Source organism: Arthrobacter sp. Soil736 (genome assembly GCF_001428005.1).
Classification (GTDB): domain Bacteria; phylum Actinomycetota; class Actinomycetes; order Actinomycetales; family Micrococcaceae; genus Arthrobacter.
The window spans coordinates 443,235-466,235 of sequence record NZ_LMSB01000034.1 but is presented as its reverse complement, the minus strand read 5'-3'; the positions used below and the strand labels follow the sequence as shown (position 1 = coordinate 466,235).

General features: G+C 64.8%; 19 protein-coding genes and 1 tRNA gene. 10 read left to right on the top strand and 10 right to left on the bottom strand.

The window, feature by feature from the left end; genetic code table 11:
* Positions 1-12 precede the first annotated feature (12 nt).
* Positions 13-810 (top strand): IclR family transcriptional regulator C-terminal domain-containing protein, encoded by a 798-nt coding sequence (locus ASG92_RS19175; protein ID WP_056631825.1) that lies wholly within the window; start codon positions 13-15, stop codon positions 808-810.
* A 1-nt stretch (position 811) separates the two neighbouring features.
* Positions 812-1,744, top strand: a complete 933-nt coding sequence (locus ASG92_RS19170; protein WP_056631821.1) for a threonine/serine dehydratase — start codon at positions 812-814, stop codon at positions 1,742-1,744.
* Between the two features lie 64 nt (positions 1,745-1,808).
* On the opposite strand, the gene ASG92_RS19165 is transcribed toward ASG92_RS19170, so the two are convergent.
* Complete coding sequence (locus ASG92_RS19165; RefSeq protein ID WP_056631819.1) at positions 1,809-3,173, bottom strand: LssY C-terminal domain-containing protein; 1,365 nt, start codon at positions 3,171-3,173, stop codon at positions 1,809-1,811.
* Between the two features lie 307 nt (positions 3,174-3,480).
* Complete coding sequence (locus ASG92_RS19160; protein WP_056632224.1) at positions 3,481-4,032, bottom strand: flavin reductase family protein; 552 nt, start codon at positions 4,030-4,032, stop codon at positions 3,481-3,483.
* A gap of 240 nt (positions 4,033-4,272) precedes the next feature.
* On the opposite strand from ASG92_RS19160, the gene pstS reads away from it, so the two are divergent.
* The 4 genes from pstS (at position 4,273) to pstB (ending at position 8,410) form a co-directional block, all read left to right on the top strand.
* A complete protein-coding gene (pstS, locus tag ASG92_RS19155; RefSeq protein WP_056631816.1) occupies positions 4,273-5,391 on the top strand; it encodes a phosphate ABC transporter substrate-binding protein PstS in 1,119 nt (372 codons plus the stop codon).
* 121 nt (positions 5,392-5,512) lie between these two features.
* The gene (gene pstC / locus ASG92_RS19150; RefSeq protein WP_056631815.1) at positions 5,513-6,445 is read left to right on the top strand and encodes a phosphate ABC transporter permease subunit PstC; all 933 of its coding nucleotides are present in this window, start codon (positions 5,513-5,515) and stop codon (positions 6,443-6,445) included.
* Positions 6,446-7,555: a phosphate ABC transporter permease PstA gene (pstA, locus tag ASG92_RS19145; protein ID WP_056631813.1), complete on the top strand. Its 1,110-nt coding sequence runs from the start codon at positions 6,446-6,448 to the stop codon at positions 7,553-7,555.
* 75 nt (positions 7,556-7,630) lie between these two features.
* Positions 7,631-8,410 (top strand): phosphate ABC transporter ATP-binding protein PstB, encoded by a 780-nt coding sequence (gene pstB, locus ASG92_RS19140; RefSeq protein WP_056631810.1) that lies wholly within the window; start codon positions 7,631-7,633, stop codon positions 8,408-8,410.
* A gap of 79 nt (positions 8,411-8,489) precedes the next feature.
* Here the strand turns inward: pstB and ASG92_RS19135 are convergent, their stop codons facing one another.
* From ASG92_RS19135 to ASG92_RS19125, 3 genes are all read right to left on the bottom strand, one after another.
* Entirely contained in the window at positions 8,490-9,506 is a 1,017-nt protein-coding gene (locus tag ASG92_RS19135; RefSeq protein ID WP_056631807.1) for an inorganic phosphate transporter, read from the bottom strand.
* 1 nt (position 9,507) lies between these two features.
* A complete protein-coding gene (locus tag ASG92_RS19130) occupies positions 9,508-10,125 on the bottom strand; it encodes a hypothetical protein (RefSeq protein WP_056631805.1) in 618 nt (205 codons plus the stop codon).
* A gap of 256 nt (positions 10,126-10,381) precedes the next feature.
* The gene (locus tag ASG92_RS19125; protein WP_056631802.1) at positions 10,382-11,041 is read right to left on the bottom strand and encodes a hypothetical protein; all 660 of its coding nucleotides are present in this window, start codon (positions 11,039-11,041) and stop codon (positions 10,382-10,384) included.
* A gap of 235 nt (positions 11,042-11,276) precedes the next feature.
* Here ASG92_RS19125 and ASG92_RS19120 point away from each other — a divergent pair.
* The 3 genes from ASG92_RS19120 to ASG92_RS19110 all read left to right on the top strand — a co-directional run bounded on the left by ASG92_RS19120 (position 11,277) and on the right by ASG92_RS19110 (position 13,584).
* Positions 11,277-11,349 (top strand) — tRNA-Lys (locus ASG92_RS19120).
* A 125-nt stretch (positions 11,350-11,474) separates the two neighbouring features.
* Positions 11,475-12,485: a LacI family DNA-binding transcriptional regulator gene (locus ASG92_RS19115; protein ID WP_056632222.1), complete on the top strand. Its 1,011-nt coding sequence runs from the start codon at positions 11,475-11,477 to the stop codon at positions 12,483-12,485.
* 73 nt (positions 12,486-12,558) lie between these two features.
* Positions 12,559-13,584 carry a LacI family DNA-binding transcriptional regulator gene (locus tag ASG92_RS19110; protein WP_240987195.1) on the top strand — a complete coding sequence of 342 codons (1,026 nt, stop codon included), beginning with the start codon at positions 12,559-12,561 and terminating at the stop codon, positions 13,582-13,584.
* A 122-nt stretch (positions 13,585-13,706) separates the two neighbouring features.
* On the opposite strand, the gene ASG92_RS19105 is transcribed toward ASG92_RS19110, so the two are convergent.
* The 5 genes from ASG92_RS19105 to ASG92_RS19085 all read right to left on the bottom strand — a co-directional run bounded on the left by ASG92_RS19105 (position 13,707) and on the right by ASG92_RS19085 (position 20,013).
* The gene (locus ASG92_RS19105; protein ID WP_056631796.1) at positions 13,707-15,164 is read right to left on the bottom strand and encodes a family 43 glycosylhydrolase; all 1,458 of its coding nucleotides are present in this window, start codon (positions 15,162-15,164) and stop codon (positions 13,707-13,709) included.
* A gap of 224 nt (positions 15,165-15,388) precedes the next feature.
* Positions 15,389-16,405 carry a galactofuranose ABC transporter, permease protein YjfF gene (gene yjfF / locus ASG92_RS19100; RefSeq protein WP_082579601.1) on the bottom strand — a complete coding sequence of 339 codons (1,017 nt, stop codon included), beginning with the start codon at positions 16,403-16,405 and terminating at the stop codon, positions 15,389-15,391.
* Positions 16,405-17,424, bottom strand: a complete 1,020-nt coding sequence (locus ASG92_RS19095) for an ABC transporter permease (RefSeq protein ID WP_056631793.1) — start codon at positions 17,422-17,424, stop codon at positions 16,405-16,407. Before ASG92_RS19095 ends, yjfF begins: the two co-directional genes overlap by 1 nt.
* An 8-nt stretch (positions 17,425-17,432) precedes the next feature.
* Positions 17,433-18,959, bottom strand: a complete 1,527-nt coding sequence (locus ASG92_RS19090; RefSeq protein WP_056631790.1) for a sugar ABC transporter ATP-binding protein — start codon at positions 18,957-18,959, stop codon at positions 17,433-17,435.
* Between the two features lie 79 nt (positions 18,960-19,038).
* The gene (locus ASG92_RS19085; RefSeq protein WP_157372278.1) at positions 19,039-20,013 is read right to left on the bottom strand and encodes an ABC transporter substrate-binding protein; all 975 of its coding nucleotides are present in this window, start codon (positions 20,011-20,013) and stop codon (positions 19,039-19,041) included.
* Positions 20,014-20,453: 440 nt separating this feature from the next.
* Between ASG92_RS19085 and ASG92_RS19080 the strand changes: the two genes are divergently transcribed.
* Positions 20,454-22,997, top strand: coding sequence for an alpha-L-arabinofuranosidase C-terminal domain-containing protein (locus ASG92_RS19080; protein WP_082579600.1), 2,544 nt, complete (start codon positions 20,454-20,456; stop codon positions 22,995-22,997).
* The last annotated feature ends 4 nt before the right edge of the window (positions 22,998-23,001 follow it).

Below are 23,001 nucleotides of genomic sequence, written 5' to 3'. Positions count from 1 at the left end.
GCAAGCGATTCCATGGCGGAGCATCCCGCGTACTACGTGAAGTCGGTGGAGAAGGCCTTTGACGTACTGCGCGCCTTCGCCCCGGACGAGCCCCGGCTGACCGTCTCCCTGGTCGCTGCGAAGTCCGACATGACCAGGGCCTCCGCCCGGCGGTTCCTGCTGACGCTGACGGACCTGGGCTACCTTCGCGCCGACGGCCCGTACTTCGAACTGACTCCACGGTCGTTGGACATCGGGCAGTCATTCCTGGCAAACCTGGCGCTCCCGAGGATCGCGGAGCGTCACCTCAAATCGCTGGCCGCGGAACTCAACGAAACAACGTCCCTGTGCATCCTCGACGCCACCGACGTGATCTACGTTGCCTGCGTCCCGTCACCCAGGCTCCTGAGTGTCTCCATCAGCGTGGGCACGAGGTTCCCCGCCTGGGCCACCTCCATGGGGCGCGTGCTGCTGGGTGCTTTGTCCGACGCCGAACTGAAAACGTACTTCGATTCCGTGCAGCTGCAGCGGTTCACCGAGCGGTCGATCGGAAGCCTCGAGCAGTTGCAGGCCGAAGTGGAACAGGCCCGCGCCAGGGGATGGTCCATGGTTTCGCAGGAACTGGAGGAAGGCCTCCGCGGCGTGGCCGTTCCGGTCTGGCGCGGCAACGACGTGGTTGCGGCAGTCAACGTTTCCCTCCAGACCCACAGGTTGCCCGCGGAGGCCATCGAAAAAACGGTGGTGCCGCTCCTGCAGGACGCCGCCCGGCGGATCGGCCACGACTACGGCGGCCGCGCCACCGAACCACTCAACACTGCCACCCGGGGATGAAATGATCACGCGAACTGACGTCGATGAAGCCGCTGCCAGGATTGCCGGGCTGGTGCGCCGCACCCCGGTGATAGCAGCGGACCAGGGGAGCTTTCCCGGGAACGTATGGCTGAAGTGCGAGTTCATGCAGCACACCGGGACGTTCAAGGCGCGAGGTGCGTTCAACCGGGTGCTTGCCTGCCGTGAACGCGGGGAGCTGAAGGAGGACGTCGGAATCGTGGTGGCCTCCGGCGGCAATGCCGGCCTCGCCAACGCCTATGCCGCTGCGCAGGCCGGAGTGCCGGCCGCCGTCTTCGTCCCGGAGAACGCCCCCGCCATGAAGGTGAAGAAGCTCAAGGAATCCGGGGCTTCCGTCATCCAGCGCGGCGCCGAATACGCCGTCGCCTACGACGCCGCCATCGCGTATGCAGCCGAAACCGGAGCCGTGTACTGCCACGCTTACGACCAGCCGGAGATTGCCGCGGGTGCCGGCACGGTCGGTTCGGAACTCCTGGAACAGCTGGGCGGCGTGGACACCGTGATGGTGGCTGTGGGCGGCGGGGGCCTGATGGCCGGGATCGCGGCCGCCGTCGAAGGCCTGGCCAATGTCGTGGGCGTGGAGCCCGTCACCGCCCCGACACTCCGTGCTGCCCTCGAGGCGGGAGCCCCGGTGGACGTGGCCGTCGCCGGGATCGCGGCGGATTCCCTGGGGGCGCGGCGGATCGGACAGATCGGCTTTGAAGTGGCGGTCAGGACAGGTGTGAAGAGCGTGCTGGTGTCCGACGACGAGATCGTCGCCGCGCGCTCGCTGCTGTGGGCCGAGTACCGGATGGTCGTGGAGCACGGTGCCGCGGCCGCGTATGCCGCGCTGACCTCGGGGGCGTACGTTCCGGCGGAGGGCGAACGCGTTGCCGTTATCCTGTGCGGCGCCAACACGGACCCCTCCACCGTCTGACTGTCCCTGCTCTCAGCGGCGGGCGCCTTCACTTGGCGGCGCGCCTTCAGATGGCGGCGCGCCTTCAGATGGCGGCGCGCCCGCCGGGGCGGGCCGAGATCCGCTTCGGCTCTTTACGGTCGCGGCGGGCATACACGCGCGACCGCTGGCTCGAAAGGGCGAGGATGAGCAGGATATCCAGCGTGAGGCCAGGGAGGTTGGTCTGCAGCGTGATCCCGGGACCGCCGCGGGCCACGTCAATGACCTGAAGGCCGATCGCGACAGTGCTCACGGCCATGGTCAGAGTCCTCGCCCAGTTACGGCCCAGGAAAACCAGCCAGGCGAGCAGCAATTCCGTGAGGGCGAAGAGGACCACCGCTGCCAGGCCAAAGTACAGAACGAGCTGGGCCTGCACCAACGTAAGCCCGGGATCGGCACCCGCGCCGGCACCGGGCTGAAGGAGCGGCTCCAGGTGCTCGTCGGGGAAGAGTGCGATGGACATGGCCAGAGCCGCTGCGGCCACTGCACGTCCGGCGACGAGGGCCGCGCCGATGATGGTGGGTGCGGGGCGCTTGTTCCGGCTGTCGCTCGGGAGGCGGGGAGCTGCGCCGCCGGGCGCCGGCGTTCCGCGGAGGTCGACGATGGGGAGGTCGCCGTCCGTCGCGATCTCATCGCCCCCGCCGTTCCGCGTGTGGTAACCGGTGGAGAAGTCCCGGACCACCCTGACGGCAGCGGACGGCTCGGCGTCGGAAATGGTCTTGACGATGTGGTCCCGCTCATCGTCCGTGTGCTCGTCGATCTTGTGGGTGATCTGGAGGGTGAACAGCGAGAAACCGACCCTGCGGTCGTACGTGCCGGCGGCCAGCCAGTCCACGGCCAGCCCGCCGGGCAGTAGCCACCCGGGAGGGCAATGCCAAAAACGGACGTGGTGGCGCTTGCCGGGACTTCCGTCCATTTCCTGCTGGTAGGCGAAATCCTGCTGCCGGCCGAACAGGAAAAGCGGGCTGACCGGGGCCTCGAGGTAGCTGCGGCGCAGGAGCGTGGAGGTGACGATTCTCCAGCTGGTGGCCAGGGTCACGTCGTCGGCGATGGTCCACCCCGCGCGGCGCATCGCCTGGTGCAGCCGCGCTTCGGTGCCGAGCAGGGCGACGTTCACGGGGTCGCCCAGCAGGCCGTCGCTGGTGCGGGCCCGCCCGATGAAGTAATCGGGCACGTAGATACGGGTCAGGATCGAATGGAGCCTTGGCAGGACGAGATAGGCGAGCATGGCCCAGAAGATGAAGGTGAACCAGATCTGGCCCCAGCCCCACTGGAAGCTGAGCTCAAGGAGAAGGTACGTCAACCAGACGGCGGCGACACCACCGACCAGGAAGAAGATCCGGTCCCATGCGGTATCCAGTGCTGTACGTGCAATACCGGTGACGGGAACCCTCACCGCAGGCCTGGCCATGACCAAGATAATACTGGAACCGGTGCGTGACACCGTGTGTGCAGTGATTCGAACTGATACTCAATGTGATCCCCCCTCAGAATCGTGTGGTCGGCCTGTGATTCTTTCCTTCTCACGGGTGCTGGGTTCGTGCCTGGATGGTTATGCCTCAAGGGTGGACCGGCAAAGTCAGGGACTCCGTTAGGTTGGCGCAATTTTGGCTCAAGTTCCGGGCTCTTCCCAGGCAGGCCTGAGGGAAGCACGACGGCGCTGCTCGCCGCGACGCTCGTGGCCCGGCTGCGATTGGTCGCCGGCTGATGTGGCTGGCTCAGGGGGCCAGCCGGCGGTACTCCGAACCGAAGTGCAGCAGCGGGTCAGCGGCCTCCGACGGTGAAGCGTCACTACCCATCGCCACGACCTCTCCGACAACGAGCAGGTGGGTGGCGGCCGCATGAACGGATACCGTTCGCAGCTCAAAGTAGGCGAGGGACCCGTCGATAATGGCGGCTCCGGTGGCGGGACCGCGGCGGTACGGAACCTGCGCGAGCATCCCGTGCAGCGGGATCCCGGGGCTGGCCAGCCAGTTTGCGGTGCCCTGGTGCTTGCCGGGCAGCAGGCTCAGCGCCCATGTGCCTGCCTCTGCGACCGCCTCGCCGATGCGCGATTCCGCATAGAGGCTGACCAGCAGGGTCGGCGGATCATAGGAAACCGAGAGAAATGCGCTGACCGTCGCGGCATAATCCCGGTTGCGCAGCACCGTGGAAACCACGGCCACCCCGGCGGCGATGTCGCTGCTGAGCCTGCGGTACAGATCGATGTCAGCGTCCGACGGCGGCCCCTCGCCAAGGCGGTGCGCGTCCAGTTTCCCGGGTGTCTCCATGAAGCCCATCGTGTCATGCGCAGTTCACGCGGCCCACTACGGCTGTGACGTACCTAACGCAATGGTGACGCTGCAGGTGTAAGCCAATGTCCCGCCGTCGTTAACCTTCCGTTCACCTTGGACCCCAACACTCGTTACCTGCGGCCCATAACTTCAATGAAGGTACAAAAAGTACGCAGCTCCCTGTCCGGACGTCTCCGGTTCGGATCGCATCAGAAAACCCTGGAAGGGGTACATCCAGTGAAGGCACTCCGCTTCGGCCGCCACGCGGCTATCGCTGTCATCGCCGTTGGCGCACTCGCGCTCACCGCGTGCGGTTCAGACAACGCCACGAACTCTCCCGCAGGCACGCAGTCCGCTGCCGGCACCAAGGTCACCGGAACCCTGACCGGCATCGGCTCCTCTGCGCAGGGCGCAGCCATGGACGTGTGGAAGACCAACTTCGCCACCGCAAACCAGGGCGCCACCGTGCAGTACTCCCCGGACGGCTCCGGCGCCGGCCGCAAGGCCATCATCGACGGCTCGGCACAGTTCGCCGGTTCCGACGCCTACCTGAAGGACGAGGAACTCGCGGCCTCCAAGGCTAAGTGCGGCCCCGAAGGCGCAATCGACATCCCGGTCTACATCTCCCCGATCGCCATCGCGTTCAACGTGCCGGATGTCATGGACCTGAAGCTGGACGCCACCACGGCCGCCAAGCTCTTCCGCGGCGAGATCGCCAAGTGGAACGACCCCGCCATTGCTGCCCTGAACCCGGATGCCAAGCTTCCGGACCTCAAGGTCACCCCGGTCAGCCGCTCTGATGACTCCGGCACCACGAAGAACTTCACCGAATACCTCTCTGCTGCAGCGCCTGACGTCTGGAAGGACAAGGCTGACGGCATCTGGCCTGCTTCGCTGAAGGGCGAGAACGCCAAGGGCACGTCCGGCGTCGTCAAGACCGTCACCGACACCCCGGGTGCCGTGACCTACGCCGATGACTCCGCCGTCGGCGGCAAGCTGGGCACCGCCCAGATCAAGGTCGGCTCCGAGTTCGTCAAGATCTCCCCCGAGGCCGCCTCCAAGGCTGTTGACGCCGGCAAGGCCGTCGAAGGCCGCGCCACGAACGACGCTGCCATCAAGCTGGACCGCACCACCACCGAATCCGGCGCCTACCCCGTCGTCCTGGTTTCCTACCACCTGGTCTGCACCACCTACCCCAAGCAGGAAACCGTTGACCTGGTCAAGGCATTCGAGAAGTACGTAGTCTCCGAAGAGGGCCAGAAGGCCGCTGCTGAGTCCGCCAAGTCGGCTCCGCTGTCCTCCACCCTGGCTGAGAAGGCTGCCAAGGCCATCGAGTCCATCAAGGTCAAGTCGTAAGGTTTGAACTGAACGCCGAAGTTCCCCGCCCAGCCGCAAGGCAGGGCGGGGAACTTAGGCGTGTCAAACGCAGTTTCACCAAGTTCCACACCTCCGCAACACCAACACCGAAGGGCCAGGTATGACCACCACCTCCCTGACAAGTTCCCGAGGCGCAGGCCGCGCCGGGGATAAAGTCTTCTCCGGAGCAACCCTGGCAGCAGGGTGCCTGATCCTTGCCGTGCTGTTCGGCGTTGCGCTCTTCCTGGTCATCCAGGCAATTCCTGCTTTAACGGCCCCGGCCGCAGACATCCAGGGCGGCAAGGGCTTCTTCGCCTACATCTGGCCGATCGTCGTGGGCACGCTGATCGCCGCCGTCATCGCGCTGGTCATCGCCACCCCGATCGCCATCGGCGTCGCCCTCTTCATCTCGCACTATGCGCCGCGCAGGCTGGCATCCGGCCTCGGCTACGTGGTCGATCTGCTGGCCGCCATCCCGTCCGTCATCTACGGCGCCTGGGGCGCCGCCTTCCTGGCCAAGGAAATCGCACCGGCCTACGACTGGCTCGCGGCCAACATGGGCTGGCTGCCCATCTTCCACGGTCCTGCATCGGCCACGGGCAAGACCATCCTGACCGCCGGCATCGTGCTGTCCGTCATGGTGCTCCCGATCATCACGTCGCTGTCCCGCGAGATCTTCCTCCAGACCCCCAAGCTGCACGAGGAAGCCGCCCTGGCCCTCGGTGCCACCCGCTGGGAAATGATCAAGATGGCCGTGCTGCCCTTCGCCCGCCCGGGCATCATCAGCGCCGTCATGCTGGGCCTCGGCCGGGCGCTCGGCGAAACCATGGCCGTTGCGCTGGTCCTGTCCTCGGGCGCCCTCACCGCCAGCCTGATCCAGTCGGGCAACCAGACCATCGCCGCCGAGATCGCCCTGAACTTCCCTGAGGCGAGCGGCCTGAAGGTGAGCACGCTGATCGCCGCCGGCCTGGTCCTGTTCGTGATCACCCTGGCCGTCAACATGGTTGCACGCTGGATCATCAGCCGGCACAAAGAATTCTCGGGAGCCAACTAAATGACCTCCACCCTGACCCCGGCCCGCAAAAGGTCGGCACTGACCAAGGGCCAGCTGCCCAAGTTTGCCCCGTACGTGGTCCTCGCCGTGGCGCTGGTTCTCGGCGCAGCCATCCTCGCGCTGATCGGCTTCAACGCCTTCGGCTGGGGAATCGTCTCCGCCATCCTCTTCGCCGCCGGACTGGTGGGCTGGAGCGCCGCCGTCGAAGGTTCACGCAAGGCCAAGGACAAGCTGGCCACCTGCCTGGTGGTGGGATCCTTCCTCGTCGCGCTCCTGCCGCTCATCTCCGTAATCTGGACCGTCCTGGTCAACGGCATCCCGGGCATCATCACGCCAGGATTCCTGGGGACGTCCATGAACGGCGTCACCGGCGTCTATGACAACAGGGCCGCCGAAGGAAGCGGACCCGTCCTGGGCGGCATCTACCACGCGCTCCTCGGCACGGTCCAGATCACCCTGCTGGCCACGGTCATCTCCGTGCCGGTGGGCCTGCTGACTGCGATCTACCTCGTCGAATACGGCAACGACCGCCCGCTGGCCCGTGCCATCACGTTCTTCGTGGACGTCATGACCGGCATCCCGTCCATCGTTGCCGGCCTTTTTGCCGCCGCCTTCTTCTTCGCGGTGGTGGGGCCCGGCACCAAGACCGGCGCCGTCGCCGCCGTCGCGCTTTCCGTGCTGATGATCCCGGTGGTGGTCCGCTCCAGCGAGGAAATGCTCAAGATCGTCCCCAACGAACTCCGCGAGGCGGCCTACGCCCTGGGCGTCCGCAAGTGGCGCACCATCCTCAAGGTGGTCATTCCGACGGCGATCTCCGGCATAGCGTCCGGTGTCACCCTGGCGATCGCCCGCGTGATCGGCGAGACCGCACCCATCCTGGTGACCGCCGGATTCGCCACGAGCATCAACAACAACGTGTTCGGCGGCTGGATGGCCTCCCTGCCCACGTTCATTTACACGCAGATTTTGAACCCGACCTCGCCGTCCAACCCGGACCCGTCCTCGCAGCGGGCCTGGGGCGCCGCCCTGGTCCTCATCATCCTGGTGATGCTCCTGAACCTCGGGGCCCGCCTGATTGCCAGGATTTTCGCCCCGAAGACCGGGCGCTAGGCAGGTCGCCGGCCGTTCCGGAACGGACAGCCGGGATCTAGACTTCAATCCATACCAGCAAGTTAAAGGAACATCATGTCCAAGCGCATCGACGTCAAAGACCTGAACGTCTACTACGGCAACTTCCTGGCCGTCGAAGACGTCAGCATCAACATCGAAGCCAAATCCGTCACGGCGTTCATCGGCCCCTCCGGCTGCGGCAAGTCCACCTTCCTGCGGACGCTCAACCGCATGCATGAGGTCCTCCCGGGCGCCCGCGTCGAGGGTGAAGTGCTTCTCGACGGCGACAACCTGTACGGCCCCGGCGTGGACCCCGTCACGGTCCGATCCCAAATCGGCATGGTCTTCCAGCGGCCCAACCCGTTCCCCACCATGTCCATCCGGGACAACGTGCTGGCCGGCGTGAAGCTGAACAACCAGAAGATGTCCAAGGGCGAGGCCGATGCCCTCGTGGAACGCTCGCTCCAGGGCGCCAACCTCTGGAACGAGGTCAAGGACAGGCTGGAAAAGCCCGGCTCCGGCCTCTCCGGCGGCCAGCAGCAGCGGCTCTGCATCGCCCGCGCCATCGCTGTGGAGCCGCAGGTGATCCTCATGGACGAGCCGTGTTCGGCCCTGGACCCGATCTCCACCCTGGCCGTTGAGGACCTCATCAACGAGCTCAAGGACCAGTACACCGTGGTGATCGTGACCCACAACATGCAGCAGGCAGCCCGCGTTTCGGACAAGACGGCGTTCTTCAACATCGCCGGAACCGGCAAGCCGGGCAAGCTCATCGAGTTTGCCGAGACCAGCACCATCTTCAACAACCCGAGCCAGAAGGCCACGGAGGACTACGTCTCCGGCCGCTTCGGGTAAATCGCCCCAGCCTCGTCGATTGCTCCGCAACGGCCCTTCTGAACGCTCAGAAGGGCCGTTTTGCAGCATTCGATGGGTGTTAGGCCCCGATGAGCGGGGAGAGCGCGAGTTCAAGGACGAAGGCAGCCGCTGCGGTGGTGACCGGCGTCAGGACCCAGAGCCACAGGATCCGGATCACCAGCTTCCGGTGGATTGTGGCGAAATGCTGGTTTTCCCCGGCGCCGAGCACGGACGACGTGACGGTGTGCGTGGTGGAGAGTGGCCAGTGGAGGCCGATCGCGCCGAGGAACAGCAGGATGGCGCTGAAGCCCTGCGCCACCACGCCGCGGAGCGGATCAATCCGGATGAGCCGGTAGCCCACTGTGTGCGAGATGCGCCATCCGCCGAACAGTGTGCCCACGGTGATCATGACCGCCGACAGCATGGCCACCCAGAGCGGGATCGAGCCGCCGCCGCTGTACCCCGCCGCCAAGAGGGCCAGGAGAAGCACGGCGCTAATGCGCTGCCCGTCCTGGAGCCCGTGGCCAAAGGCAACCGCCCCCGCGGCGACCGACTGTGCGGTCCTGAAACGCTTGTTAATGACGCTCGGCTGCGCATAGCGGGCAGCCCAGGTGACCGGGAAGACCAGCAGGTACGCGCCGATGAAGGCGATGACCGGCGAGAGGGCCAGCGGCAGTACCACCTGGAACAGCAGCGACTCGTCCACGCCGCCCACGGAGTTGCCACCCACCACCACACTCGCGGTGCCGGCGCCCGCCAGGCCGCCCACGAGGGCATGCGTGGAGGACGACGGGATGCCGCGCCACCAGAGCAACAGGCCCCAGGTGCAGGCGCTGGCCAGGCCGGCCGCCAGGATGGTCAGGCCGCTGTCGCCGCGGGGGAGGGTGACCCAGGTCTGGCTGATGGCCACGGCCAGGCCGGCGCTGAGCAGGGCGCCGACGAAGTTGAAGGTGGCAGCCAGCAGGACGGCCACCGTAGGCGTCAGCGCCCGGGTGCGGACTGCCAGGGCCACCGACGTCGACACGTCCCTAAAGCCGTTGATGAACGCAAACGCCGCGGCCAGGACCACCACCATGGCGAAGATGAACAGCGTCACGTCAGGATTCCTTGACGATGATGCTGCCTACCTGGGTGGCGATGCGCCGCATGTCCTTGGTGACGTCCACCAGCTGGTTGGCGATGTCCCTGTTCCGGGCGTACTGCGTGGACTTCATGTCCTTGAGCATGTCCGCCACCCAGATCCGGTGCGTCCGCTCGGCACGCTTGGCCAGGCGGAGGACCTCGATCCAGTAGTCCTCAAGGTCGTCGAGGTTGTTCAGCCGCCGCATGGCATCAGCGGTGAGTTCGGCCTGGCGGCTGATGATCTCAAGCTGGTCGGCCGCCCGTTTCGGAAGCCGGTCCAGCTTGTAGAGCGCCACGAGCTCGGCCGCGGCGTCCAGCTTCTCGATTGCTTCGTTGAGGCACAGGGACAGGCCGTACATGTCCTCGCGGGGCAGCGGGTTCACGAAGCTGGTGCGCATGTGGGTCAGCAGGGCGAAGTGCAGCTCAGCGGATTTGGCCTCGTGGTTGTGCATGTCCTCGACAAGCCGGTGATGCTCAGTGGCCGGTGCTCCCAGGATCTCCGCCATGGTGGCGCTGGCCAGGACGATCTGCCTTGCCAGCTGTGAGAGAAGGTTCAGCCCTGCGGGCTCCTGCGGAAAAAGGCGCAGCTTCATTAGTACTGGTCTCCGGAGGATCGTCAGGGCTGGGCACCGCGGATTGTGTGACTTGGCGTCGCGCCCCGCAGCTAGTCAGTACTTTACCGGCAGCGGCAACCGGGCATGAAAATGGTGCCGAACCGGATACGCCTCTCGGCGGTAGGCCGCTCTAGGCGGCTAAATTTTGAAGCCCGGGGGTTTCGCGGCTCGGCACCAGTTTCAGTGTTCTACTTTGGCCCTTCCAAGTCAACATTGACAGATCGGGCCCAATGGGTCAGTCGAGCTCGCCCAGCCGCCAGGCGTTGGCGGCGTGTTCGAGGTCTTCGGCGGTTTTCACCAGGAGGTGCGAGTTGCGCGTCAGCTTGCGGGCGTGGACCTCGTTGCTGTGATCGGCACCGTCCGCGAGGGTAGCCTGTCCCAGCGCAACCACGCGGCAAAACGCGGCCGAACGCTCCAGCGCGACGTCGAAGTCGCCGTCGAACGCTCCGGACAGAATGGCGTCAGCCATGGTCTTCATTTCGTCGGCGCCCGGCGGTTCGGCCGCTCCGGCAACCACGTTGGACACCTGTGCCGTGTCCTTGCCCGCCTTGAAGTAGACGGAGATGCGCTCCGGGTCCTGGACGGTGGCTGCGCGGAGTGCGTACAGCCGCCACAGTGCACCGGGAAGTGAGCGCGCGGGGCTCTCGGCCCACATTTCGGCGATGGCCTCGAGGCCCTGTTCGTCGGCGAGCTTCACTAGGCGTTTGGTGATGACGGGATCGTCGCTGTCCCGCCCGTGGCGCACCAGTGCCTGGGCGGCGAGGTGTGCCGCTTCGGACACGCGTGCCGGATCCGCACCCCCTGCGAATGGCTCGAAATCTATGGGCGCAAAAGGCTTTGGTTTGTGGTGCCGCTCCGCCCCGCCCGGGCCGCTGGTTCCTGCTTTCTCGCTCATGCTCCCACGCTACTCCTGGTCCGTGCGGGAATCGAGCGCGCTTTCGGGGCCTTTGCTCCCCGGCGCCGCGCGGTTTCCGCCGTCGCCGGGCCGTGAAATGGGCGGGACGACGGCGGCGGAAGGCCCCGTGCGAAAAGTCACCCCCGGACTGGGGTACAGTATTAACGTCCAGAAATGGACTGGAACTGACACCCGCTGTGCAGGCCGTTGAGGCAGGCATTTCGACGGTCAGTTTGGGCCTTTAGCTCAGTTGGTAGAGCATCGGACTTTTAATCCGTGGGTCGTGGGTTCGATCCCCACAGGGCCCACTCTTTTAGCGAAGAGTGGAAAGTCCCCGGTTCCTGGCAACAGGAACCGGGGACTTTTTTGCGTGCCTGCCCTGCGGGGGCGGGCGGCATTCGTGTTGCGGCGCGGCGTCGCGCACAATAGCCCCATGACTAAAAGCAACGCGCGGCTGCCGCGGCTTGAGGACGTGGCGGAGCGCGCCGGAGTCTCGCACCAGACCGTGTCCAGGGTGATCAACAACCACCCCAATGTCAGCAAGGCCACGCGCGAGAGGGTCGAGGCGGCCATCGCCGAGCTGGGTTATCGGCGCAACACCGCGGCGCGGAGCCTGGTCACCCGGCGCTCCCAGACCATCGGCGTCCTGGCCAGCGAGCTCTCCCAGTACGGTCCCGCGAACACCCTGCTCGGCGTTGAACAGGCGGCCCGGAACGCCGGCTATTTTGTCAGTATCGCGGCGCTGAAGTCCGTCAGCCGTGAGGCGATTTTCGATGCCGTCAGGCACTTCATGGACCAGTCCGTCGACGGCATCGTGGTGAGCGTGCCCCATTCCGAAACCCTGCTCGCCCTTGCGGAACTGAAGCTCGGCGTACCGGTGGTGGCGGTGGGGTCGCTGGGAAATGACGCGGTGAGCGGCGCGATGGTGGACCAGGCGCGCGGGGCCGAACTCGCCGTCGGGCACCTGATTGAACTGGGCCACCGGCGGATCGGGCACGTCGCCGGACCGCAGGACTGGATCGACGGCGTGGCGAGGGCCGAGGCGTGGAGCGCCGCACTGCGTTCCGCCGGCCTTGAGGACGATCTCCTGATGACCGGTGACTGGAGCGCCGGCAGCGGTTACGAGATTGGCAGGAAGCTGGCTGCCGACCGCTCGGCCACGGCCATTTTCGTGGGCAACGACCAGATGGCCCTGGGCCTGCTGCGCGCGTTCCATGAGGCCGGCGTCCGCGTGCCCGACGACGTCTCCGTCGTCGGGTTCGATGACCAGCCGGAATCGGGCTACTTCACGCCGCCGCTCACCACCGTCCGCCAGGACTTCGAGGAACTCGGCCGGCGCTGCCTGGACATCATGCTGGCCGCCATCGAGGACGGCGACAGCGTAAGCAGCACCGTGGTGGCGCCCGAACTGGTGGTGCGGCAAAGCACCTCCGCCCCTGCCTGAGACCCTAGATTTCCCGCAGCCTGATCCGGCCCTAGCTGGTAAGCTAATTGTTAGCGCTAACTTAGGGGGAGGAATGTCAGTAGGATCAGAGATCAGGCGGCCTCCCGTGATGGAGGACGTGGCCAGGCTGGCCGGCGTTTCACACCAGACTGTCTCGCGGGTCCTCAATGCGCATCCGAACGTTAGCGCCCAGACCCGCGAACGCGTCGAACAGGCCATCCGCGAACTGGGCTACCGCCGGAACACTGCAGCGCGCAGCCTGGTTACCCGGCGCTCCCAAACGATAGGCGTCCTGGGAAGCGACATGTCCCACTACGGACCGGCCAATACGCTGCTCGGAGTGCAGCAGGCAGCCCGTGACAAGGGCTATTTCGTCAGCATGGCCAGCCTCAATGAAGTCACGCCCGTCGCGATCCAGGACGCCCTCGAATACTTCATGATGCAGTCAGTGGACGGCATCGTCGTGATCGTGCCGCACGAGGCCATGTTCGAGTCTCTCAGCACCATCAGCATGGCCGTCCCGCTGGTCGCGGTGGGCTTCGGCGTCGACGAGCGGCTGAGTGTCGCCGCGGTGAACCAGCGGATGGGCGCCAGCCTTGCCGTGCAGCACCTGGTGGATCTTGGCCATACAGCCATCGCCCATGTTTCCGGGCCGCCGGACTGGATTGACGCTGCTGCCCGCATTGACGGCTGGCGCCGTACTCTCGCCCAGGCGGAACTGGACGACTCCGTGCTGATCCGGGGCAACTGGAGCGCCGAAAGCGGTTACCGGGCCGGGCTGGAACTTGCGGCCGCAGGAAAGGTCACCGCGCTCTTCGCGGCCAACGACCAGATGGCGCTCGGAGCCCTGCGCGCCTTTAGCGAAGCCGGGCTGCGCGTCCCGCAGGACATCAGCCTTGTTGGCTACGATGACCAGCCCGAAGCCGCGTATCTGGTGCCGCCCCTGACCACTGTCAACCAGGGTTTCAAGGAGCTTGGAGCCCGCTGCATGCAAATGCTCCTTTTCGACATGGCCAACGGCCATTCAGGTGCATCGTCGGTGGTCAACCCCAGGCTTGTGGTTCGCTCCACCACCGCGCCCCCACACACCGCACGCTGAGCCCGCGGAGGGGGCCGCGACAGACGCGAGCGAACGGCTCTGAGAGGGCACACGCAGGGCCCGGCAGCTGGGAAGCTTGCCGGGCCCTGCGGGGTGATGCTGACCGCAACCGTGCCGTGCGGCTATGTGCTCTGGAAGAAAGTGGCCGCGTCCCTGTCGTCCTTACCGGCTTTGGCTACGGTGAGGACGCCCTGCCGGAGCAGCAGATAGGAGCCGGGGACATCGACTGACTCGAAGGAGACTCCTGCCGGATCCGAAAGTCCGCCCCGCTGGATGAATGCCGACGACGATCCGTCGGTGGACGCGATTGCCACGGTTGAGCCCTGGACCCGAAGGTACCTTCCCTTGGTCAGGACCGGTTCGATGACCACAGAGTTCTTCTTCGCATAGCCGGGGGCGATGCGGAACTGGGACGCTCCCAGCGACGGCGCTGACGAGGCCGTGACGATTGTCCCGTCGTGAACGAGATAGGAGCCTGGGGCGGCGGCTGACTCCAATCGCACGGGGAGCTCACCGTCCCCGACGGGAACGCCAAAATCGGGTGTTCCATCTGCATTCCAGTGCAGCCGCTGAACGCGGGCATGCCTGTTGGGGTCAAAGAGCGGGTTGCCGATCGGGTCGCGGTAGGACCTGGCGTGGTACACGAGGACGTCATTGCCCGCTTCGTCCACTGTGAAGGAGTTATGCCCCGGCCCGTACTGCTTTGACCCCTCCGAGGTGCTGAATACCGGCGTCGGGGTCTTCGTCCAGGACGCCGCATTGAGCAGATCCGCGTTTTCGTCCGCGGTCAGGAGGCCCATGCAGTAGTTGGCGTCTGTCGCACTGGCGGAGAAGGTCACGAAGATCCGGCCGTTCCGCTTGATCACGGCGGGCCCTTCGTTGACTTTGTACCCCTTGGTTTCCCAGCTCAGCGTGGGCACAGCGATGCGGACCGGAGCGCTGGACAGGGTGGAGGGAGAGGCCATGGAGGCGATGAACAGGCTCGAATTCACGCCGGTATCGCTCTGGGCCCAGAGCAGGTACCGCGTGCCGGCGTGCTCGAAGGTGGTGGCGTCCAGGGAGAAAGTGTCGGCGTGCGTGTACACACGGACTGGTGGTTCCCACACCGCCGTCGTCGGGTCTGCGGCGGCCGTGGATATCACGTAGATCCGCACCCGGAAAACATCGCTGCTGTCCCCGGCGGCGAAGTAGATGTGCCACTTCCCGTCAAAGTGGTGCAGCTCCGGTGCCCAGATGTAGCCGCCCATCGTCCCGGTGGCAGGCCGCGTCCACACCACAGCCTCCGGGGAGCTGCCCAGTCCGGAGATGGTGGATGAGGAGCGGAGGATGATCCGGTCGTATTCAGGCACGGAGCCGGTGAAGTAGTACCGGCCGTCGGTGTGCTTCATGAGCCAGGGGTCAGCCCGCTGCGGAACGACAGGATTAATGACCGGTGTCGCGGGGACGGGAGCGGCGGTGGCCGCCGGGGCCGCAACCAGGGTTCCGGCACCGGCGCCGGCCAGTATCACGGTGGCTGCTGCGGCGGTTCCGGTGCCGAGGAACGAGCGGCGCGAAAACTGCCGGTTGAGGGGAACATTCATGCTAGAAGCGTCCTTCCTGGATTCCCTTCCCCGCGTGGGCGCGGGCGTGCCGCATGGCAGACCGCGCGGCCGCGGAGAAGGGGTCGTTGGTGAAGCGCCGGCCCGGGGGCTTGCGGCACACGGCGTGCAGGCTCCCTGGCTGGGCTTCGCGATTTGTGAACGGTTTGGAGCTGATGAATCGGTTGGAAAGGTTTGGGAGTGTGGAGCTTGCGGCGCCGGGCCGCTTAGGCCGTCCTCCTGGCGAAGAGCCGTTGCAGCAGGATGAAGACGAGGAGCAGCCCGCCGATGACGATCTTGGTCCACCAGGAACTTAGCGTTCCGTCGTAGGCGATGAAGGTCTGGACAATTCCCAGCACGAGGACTCCCACGACGGATCCAAGGACGTAGCCCGTTCCGCCCGTCAGCAGGGTGCCGCCGATGACGACGGCGGCGATGGCATCAAGTTCCATTCCCTGCGCTGCGAGGCTGTAGCCGGAGAGGCTGTAGAAGGAGAACAGCACTCCGGCGACGGCGGAGCAGAGGCCGCTGAGTGCGTAGACCAGGACTTTTGTCCTCGTTACCGGCAGCCCCATGAGCATTGCCGAGTGCTCATTGCCTCCGATGGCGTAGACGGTCCGGCCAAAGCGGGTGTGGTGGAGGATGAAGAAAGCTGCGGCGACGATGGCGAGCGCCAGGAGCACGCCGGGCGAGACGAAGAGGTCCCCGGAAAGCGGGATCTGGGCCTGGGCCACGCTGGTGAAGAATCCCTCGGTGACGGGGATCGAGTCGAGGCTGATGACGTAGCAGAGGCCGCGGGCGAGGAACATGCCGGCGAGGGTGACGATGAAGGGCTGGATGTCAAAGTACTGGATGATCAGTCCCATGAGGAGGCCCAGCCCGCCGCCGATGACCAGGACAAGGAAGATGACGGTGGCCGGATTCCAGCCCTGCTGGAGAAGCGTGGCGCTGACCATCATCGACAGTGCGACGACGGCTCCGACTGACAGGTCGATGCCCCCTGTCAGAATCACAAACGTCATGCCGACGGCGAGCACGATCAGGAAGGTGTTGTCGATGAAGAGGTTCAGGAACACCTGGCCGGAGAGGAAGCTCGGGTACATGCCCGCACCCACGGCGAACATGGCGATGAAGAGTCCCAGGGTCGCAAGGGTCGGCGCGTAGCGGGCACCCCCGCGCATGCGGTTGCGGAGGGGCGTCGGTTCCTTGACGGTCAGTGGCGTAAGGGTGGACAGGGAAGACATCAGATTGCGACCTTTTCCTTGGTGCCGGGCTTGGGAGCGGCTTTGAGGCTCCTCAGCAGGTTCCGTGCCTTGGGTGCCTGCAGGAGACATACGGTAATGACGACGAGGGCTTTGAACACCAGTGTCACTTCCGGCGGGATTCCGAGCGTATAGACGGTGGTGGTCAGGGTCTGGATGATGAAGGCCCCGATCACGGTCCCTGCCAGGGTGTACCGCCCGCCCGCGAGTGAAGTGCCGCCGATGACGACGGCAAGGATCGCGTCCATTTCAATGTAGAGGCCGGCATTGTTGGCGTCGGCTGCGGTGACATTGGAACTGATCATCAGGCCGGCGATTGCGGCGCACACCGCGCTGAAGACGTAAACGATCCAGATGATGTTCCGCGAGCGGAGCCCGGCCAGGCGGCTGGCCACCGGGTTGATGCCCACGGCTTCGACGAGGGTTCCCAGCGCCGTGCGCCGGGTGAGGACGGCCGCCAGGACGAAGACCGCCGCGGTGATCAGGATGGAGATGGGAAGGGTGAACAGGTACCCGGCACCGATGGACTTGTAGTGGTCATTCGATACGGAGACGATCTGACCGCCCGTGATGAGCTGGGCGATGCCCCTTCCGGCGGTCATCAGCACCAGGGTCGCGATGATGGGCTGCACGCCGACCGTCGAGACCAGGAACCCGTTCCACAAGCCCAGGAAAAGGCCCGCCATCACCGCGATGAGAACGGCCATGGCTGCTGTTACCGGCGAGGCGGGTTCCGGGGAAGCGGCGATGTAGGCGCACGATGCCGCACCGGCGATTGCTACGACCGCGCCGACCGAGAGGTCAATGCCCCGGGTGGCGATGACCAGGGTCATTCCCAGGGCAATGAGGATGGTGGGGGCGCCGTTGCGCATGATGTCGATGATGCTGCCGTAGAGGTGCCCGTCCTGCATCCTCAGGCTCAGGAAGTCCGGCCGGAAAATCTGGTTCAGCAGCAGCAGCGCTGCCAGCGCGATCACCGGCCACGCAAGGCGGTTCTTCATAAGGGATTTCACTGCGTACCTCCGGCGATGACCGTCATGACGTCTTCCACTGAGACGTCGTCATTCTTGATTTCGGCGACCATTTCCCTGTCCTTGATGACGGCGACGCGGTCGCTCAGGCGCAGGACCTCTTCGAGCTCCGAGGAAATGAAGAGGATGGACATCCCTTCGGTCGCGAGTTTGTTGACGAGCTTTTGGATCTGGGTCTTGGCCCCGATGTCGATTCCCCTGGTTGGCTCATCGAGGATCAGAAGTTCGGGGGAAGTGATCAGCCAGCGGGCGAGCAGAACCTTCTGCTGGTTCCCGCCGCTGAGGTTGCGGATCAGGGCGTCCGGGTTTGCCGGGCGGATATCGAGGGTGGCGATGTATTCGGCGACCAGCTCGTCCTGGACGCGGCGCGGGATGCGGCGCGCCCAGCCTTTGCTGGCCTGCATGGCCAGCATGAGATTGTCGCGGACGGACAGGTCTCCGATGAGGCCTTCCTCCTTGCGGTCCTCGGAGCAGAAGCCGATGCGCTTATCGATGGCGGTCCGCGGGGAGCGGATCCTTTGGCTGACGCCCTTGACCCTTATGGAGCCTTCGTCGGCCTTGTCGGCGCCGAAAAGGAGCCTGGCGATCTCGGTTCGGCCTGCTCCCAGCAGGCCTGCGAGGCCAACGACCTCCCCGGGGTAGATGGAGAGGTCCACATTCGAAACCGATCCCTTCCTCCCGAGCCCGCGGGCCTCGACGAACGGCGTCACCTCGGAGTCAGTCCTGGCGCGTGTCCGGGCGGGGGCCTGGTCCAGCTCGGCGAGTGCCTCCATTTCCTTGCCGATCATCTTGGAAATGAGGCCCATGCGGGAGAGGTCGCGGGTCAGGTATTCGCCCACCAGCTTTCCGTTGCGGAGCACCGTCATGCGGTCGGAGATCTCATAGACTTGCTCAAGGAAGTGGGAGACGAACAGGATGGCTACTCCGCGGTCGCGGAGGTCCCGGATGACGCGGAAGAGCTGGTTGACTTCGTCGGCATCCAGGCTCGACGTCGGTTCATCCAGGATGAGGACCTTGGCGTTGATCTCCACCGACCTGGCAATGGCGATGAGTTGCTGGACCGCGATGGAATGCGAGGACAGAAGGGATCCGGGGTCAACATGGTTCAGGTGCAGCTCTGCAAGGACCTCCCGGGTCCGGGACCGTACGCCCTTCCAGTCAATGGAGCCGCGGCGGCGCGGCTCCCGTCCCAGCATCACGTTTTCCTCAACGGTCAGGTTGGGGCAGAGGTTGACCTCCTGGTAGACAGTGCTGATGCCGGCTGCCTGTGAGGCGGCCGGCGTCGGGAACTGCTTGTGCTCGCCGAGTACGGTTATCGTGCCTGAATCAATGGTGTACACGCCTGTCAGGGCCTTGATCAGGGTGGACTTGCCAGCACCGTTCTCTCCCATGAGGGCATGAACTTCACCCTGGAAGAGGCGGAAGTTGACTCCGTCGAGCGCCTTAACTCCTGGAAATCCAATAGCTATGTCGGTCATCTCGACGACCGGAACGATTTCGTTCATCCTCGTATCTTTTCTGTGCTTTGGTTGCCGCGCGGCGGCGGTGATCCGCCGCCGCGCGGGCGTTCAGGGGAGCCGGGACTCAGTAGGGGCGGCTGGCAAGTACCTGCTTTGCCTGCTCCTGGGTGAACGTGGTTTCCTCGGTGACGACCCGTTCCGGGACGGTCTCGCCGGCGATAACCTTCTTGGCAAGGTCCATGAGCTGGTCGCCGAGCATCGGGCTGCATTCGACGATGTAGTTGATCTTGCCGTTGCTCAGCGCGGTCATGCCGTCCTTCACCGCGTCAATGGTGACGATCTTGATGTCCTTGCCGGGAACTTTGCCGGCCGCTTCGATGGCCTCGATGGCACCCAGGCCCTCGTCGTCATTGTGGGCGAAGACAACGTCGATGTCCGGGTTGTTCTTGAGGAAGGCCTCCATGACCTGCTTTCCGCCGCTGCGGGTGAAGTCCCCGCTCTGCGAGGCGATGATCTTCAGCTTCGGATTGGCCTTGATGGCCTCCTCGAACCCTTCCTTCCGGTCGTTCGCCGGCGCGGATCCCGTGGTGCCCTGAATCTCGACGATGTTAACGGTGTCGGAGGCCGCCTTTGAATCCTCCACGAGCCAGGCTCCCGCCTTCTTGCCCTCCTCGACGAAGTCGGAACCGAGGAACGTCTTGTACAGGGTCTTGTCCGAGGAATCGACCGCCCGGTCGGTGAGGATGACGGGAATCTTCGCCGTCTTGGCTTCCTTCAACACCGTGTCCCAGCCGGACTCCACCACGGGGGAGAACGCAATGACGTCGACTTTCTGCTGGATGTAGGAACGGATCGCCTTGATCTGGTTCTCTTGCTTTTGCTGGGCATCTGAGAACTTCAGATCGACCCCGGCCTTCTTGGCGGACTCCTGTACGGACTTGGTGTTGGCGGTGCGCCACCCGCTTTCGGCGCCGACCTGGGCAAAGCCCATGGTGATCTTGTCAGTGCCCGCGTTGCCGGCAGCACTGCCGGTTCCGCCGCAGGCTGTCAGGGTGAGCATCGACGCGGCGGCAACCGCAATTAGGGATTTCTTAAACACAACATCCTCCCGGAAGCGTAGTTACATGCAGGCGGGAGAACCTCGAACACCGCCATTGCTGCAAGTGAGCTGATGAGCTCTGCGACTCATTGTGAACGCTAACAAAGAGGGCCGTCAAGTAGTGCGGGTCACAAATCGGTGACGTGTCTGACTGCCTGGCTGGCCGCGCCGCCGACGAGGGGTCCAGGAGGAAATCGCGGGAGGGCGCCCCGGGGCCTCTCATCCGGCCGTCGCTCTTGTCAAGCCTCTTTACAACACTGCAAAGATGTCCAATACTTTTCCCGACGCGCACTTTGTTAGCGTTAACAGCTTTTGTCACCCATTCACCGGCGGCCACGCCCAAGGACGGTATTGCACCCTGCGAAACTGTCGGCGGCCGCCCTGCCTGAGCTGCGCCGGCGAGCCGGCGGACCGTTCAATGGAGAAAGGCCATCTCTTCCATGCCATCAAAATCCCCAAGTCCCGCAAAGCGGGCCTGCACCATGGCGCTTGCCGGATCACTGGCAGCAGCGATGCTGTCACTGGCCCCGGCACTGGGCGCCAATGCAGAGCCGGCAACAAACCGAACCATCAACATTAATACTGCTGAGACCGGCCCTTCGATCGATCCCACCATGTACGGGGCCTTCTACGAGGACATTAACCAGGGCGCCGACGGCGGCATTTACGCCGAGCTCGTCCAGAACCGGTCGTTTGAATTCAACTCGGGGGACAACCGCACCTACACGCCCATGACCGCCTGGGAAACTCTGAGGCGGGGCAGCGACGGAACAGTCGCCGTCGTCAATGACAGCAATCGCCTGAATGAGAACAACCGGAACTACCTGCAGATCGACGCCGCCACCGCCGGCGCAGGCGGCGCCGCCGGTGTCGGCGTCCGCAACAGCGGCTGGAACGCCGGGCAGAAGCTCGAGGCACACAAGAAATACAATTACTCGGTCTGGGCACGCACTTCCAACTCTGCCGGTACAAACCTTGCCGTAACGCTGGAGACGCCGGAAGGCACCCGCCTGGACATCGCCACGGTCAAGATCAAGGGTGACAAGTGGGCCAAATACGGTGTGACGTTGACGCCCAAGTCCTCCACCGGAGCGGGCAGGCTGGCGACAGTCGTGCAGGGAACCGGCACGGTCCGGCTCGACATGATTTCGCTGTTCCCCCAGGACACGTGGAACGGCCGGGCAAACGGCCTTCGTCAGGACCTCGCCGAAAAGGTCGCCGACCTCAACCCCGGCTTCCTGCGCTTCCCGGGTGGCTGCATCGTCAACACCGGAAGCTACGACACGTATTCAGCCCCCAACTACACGCGCGCCCGAACGTACCAGTGGAAGGACACCATCGGTCCGGTGGAGCAGCGGCCGGCGAACCGGAACTTCTGGGGCTACAACCAGACGTACGGCCTGGGCTACATGGAGTACTTCCAGTGGGCTGAGGACATGGGCGCAGCCCCTGTGCCGGTGGTTCCGGTGGGTGTCACGGGATGCGGCGACAACAAGTCCGCTCCCGATCAGGCGACCCTTGACCGCTACATCCAGGACACGCTGGACCTCATCGAATTCGCCAACGGCGACGCCAGCACCGAGTGGGGTGCAAAGCGCATCGCATACGGCCACGCTGAGCCCTACAACCTGGACCGCATCAGCCTGGGCAACGAGGAGTACAAGCCGGAGTTCAAGCAATACTTCACGCAGTTCTACAACGCCGTCCGCAAGGCCCACCCCGAGATCAAGATCATCGGAAACACGGGGCCGTTCAGCCAGGGGCCGGAATTCGACGACCTCGCCAAATTCAACGCCGACACGGGCGTGGACCTCGTCGACGAGCACTACTACAACGATCCGTCCTGGTTCCTGAACAACAACCACCGCTACGACTCTTACAACCGCAACAGCTACAAGGTCTTCCTTGGCGAGTACGCCTCCCGTGGAAACAAACCCTTCAACGCCCTCTCGGAAGCCTCCTACATGACCGGCCTCGAGCGGAACGCAGACGTGGTCAAGATGGCGTCCTACGCGCCGCTGATCGCGAATGAGGCCAACACGCAGTGGAGCCCGGACATGATGTTCTTCAACGGAACGTCCGTCCGGACCACACCCAACTACGAGGTCCAGAAGCTGTTCATGAACAACGTCGGCACGCAGGTGGTGCCGAGCACGCAGGAAAACCCGGCCTCGACCGTGGCACCGATTGCAGGCAAGATCGGGCTGTCCACCTGGGCCACGTCAGCCCGCTACGACGACGTCAAGGTGACCGGCCACGACGGCGCCACCCTGTTCAGCGACGACTTCTCGGGAACGGCTGCGGCATGGACCGGCAACGGCACCGGATCCTGGTCCATTCAGGACGGCGGCTATGTCCAGTCAAGCACCACGGCACAGAACACGATGGTGACGGCCGGAAGCGCCGACTGGAACAACTACACGCTCAGCACCAAGGCAACAAAGCTGGCCGGCTCGGAAGGCTTCCTTGTCTCCTTCGGAGTCAAGGACACCGGAAACTACTTCTGGTGGAACCTGGGCGGCTGGAACAACTCGAAGTCCGTCGTCGAGAAGGCCGTCAACGGCGGCAAGACGAATGTCCTCGAAAAGAACACGGTGATCGCAACCGGACATGAATACGACATCCGGATCGAAGTCACCGGGCGCACCGCGAAGCTGTACCTGGACAACGTCCTGTGGGGCACGGTGGACGATACTCCGGCCGATCCCATCTACTCCGTGGTCACCAAGGACACAAAGTCAGGCGACACCATCGTCAAGGTGGTCAACACCTCAACCGAAAAGGCGGCCGTAGACGTCAACGTCACCGGTGCGGCCAACATTTCGGCCACCGCTGCCGTGACGACGCTCACCGAGACGGCAGACGGGCAGAACCTCGCCTCCGCTGCGAGCTCCTTCAACGGCGCCGGGCCGAAGTTCACCTACACCTTCGAGCCCAGTTCTGTGACCTTCATCCGGCTGACCGACGCCGGCTCACGCAAATAGGAAC

Bases quoted from the DNA above. Each gene is read 5' to 3' on its own strand.
- ASG92_RS19175 (WP_056631825.1), top strand. From the start codon at position 13: ATGGCGGAGCATCCCGCGTACTACGTGAAGTCGGTGGAGAAGGCCTTT.
- ASG92_RS19170 (WP_056631821.1), top strand. From the start codon at position 812: ATGATCACGCGAACTGACGTCGATGAAGCCGCTGCCAGGATTGCCGGG.
- ASG92_RS19165 (WP_056631819.1), bottom strand. From the start codon at position 3,173: ATGGCCAGGCCTGCGGTGAGGGTTCCCGTCACCGGTATTGCACGTACA.
- ASG92_RS19160 (WP_056632224.1), bottom strand. From the start codon at position 4,032: ATGGAGACACCCGGGAAACTGGACGCGCACCGCCTTGGCGAGGGGCCG.
- pstC (WP_056631815.1), top strand. From the start codon at position 5,513: ATGACCACCACCTCCCTGACAAGTTCCCGAGGCGCAGGCCGCGCCGGG.
- pstA (WP_056631813.1), top strand. From the start codon at position 6,446: ATGACCTCCACCCTGACCCCGGCCCGCAAAAGGTCGGCACTGACCAAG.
- pstB (WP_056631810.1), top strand. From the start codon at position 7,631: ATGTCCAAGCGCATCGACGTCAAAGACCTGAACGTCTACTACGGCAAC.
- ASG92_RS19130 (WP_056631805.1), bottom strand. From the start codon at position 10,125: ATGAAGCTGCGCCTTTTTCCGCAGGAGCCCGCAGGGCTGAACCTTCTC.
- ASG92_RS19125 (WP_056631802.1), bottom strand. From the start codon at position 11,041: ATGAGCGAGAAAGCAGGAACCAGCGGCCCGGGCGGGGCGGAGCGGCAC.
- ASG92_RS19115 (WP_056632222.1), top strand. From the start codon at position 11,475: ATGACTAAAAGCAACGCGCGGCTGCCGCGGCTTGAGGACGTGGCGGAG.
- ASG92_RS19110 (WP_240987195.1), top strand. From the start codon at position 12,559: ATGTCAGTAGGATCAGAGATCAGGCGGCCTCCCGTGATGGAGGACGTG.
- ASG92_RS19105 (WP_056631796.1), bottom strand. From the start codon at position 15,164: ATGAATGTTCCCCTCAACCGGCAGTTTTCGCGCCGCTCGTTCCTCGGC.
- yjfF (WP_082579601.1), bottom strand. From the start codon at position 16,405: ATGTCTTCCCTGTCCACCCTTACGCCACTGACCGTCAAGGAACCGACG.
- ASG92_RS19095 (WP_056631793.1), bottom strand. From the start codon at position 17,424: ATGAAGAACCGCCTTGCGTGGCCGGTGATCGCGCTGGCAGCGCTGCTG.
- ASG92_RS19090 (WP_056631790.1), bottom strand. From the start codon at position 18,959: ATGAACGAAATCGTTCCGGTCGTCGAGATGACCGACATAGCTATTGGA.
- ASG92_RS19080 (WP_082579600.1), top strand. From the start codon at position 20,454: ATGCCATCAAAATCCCCAAGTCCCGCAAAGCGGGCCTGCACCATGGCG.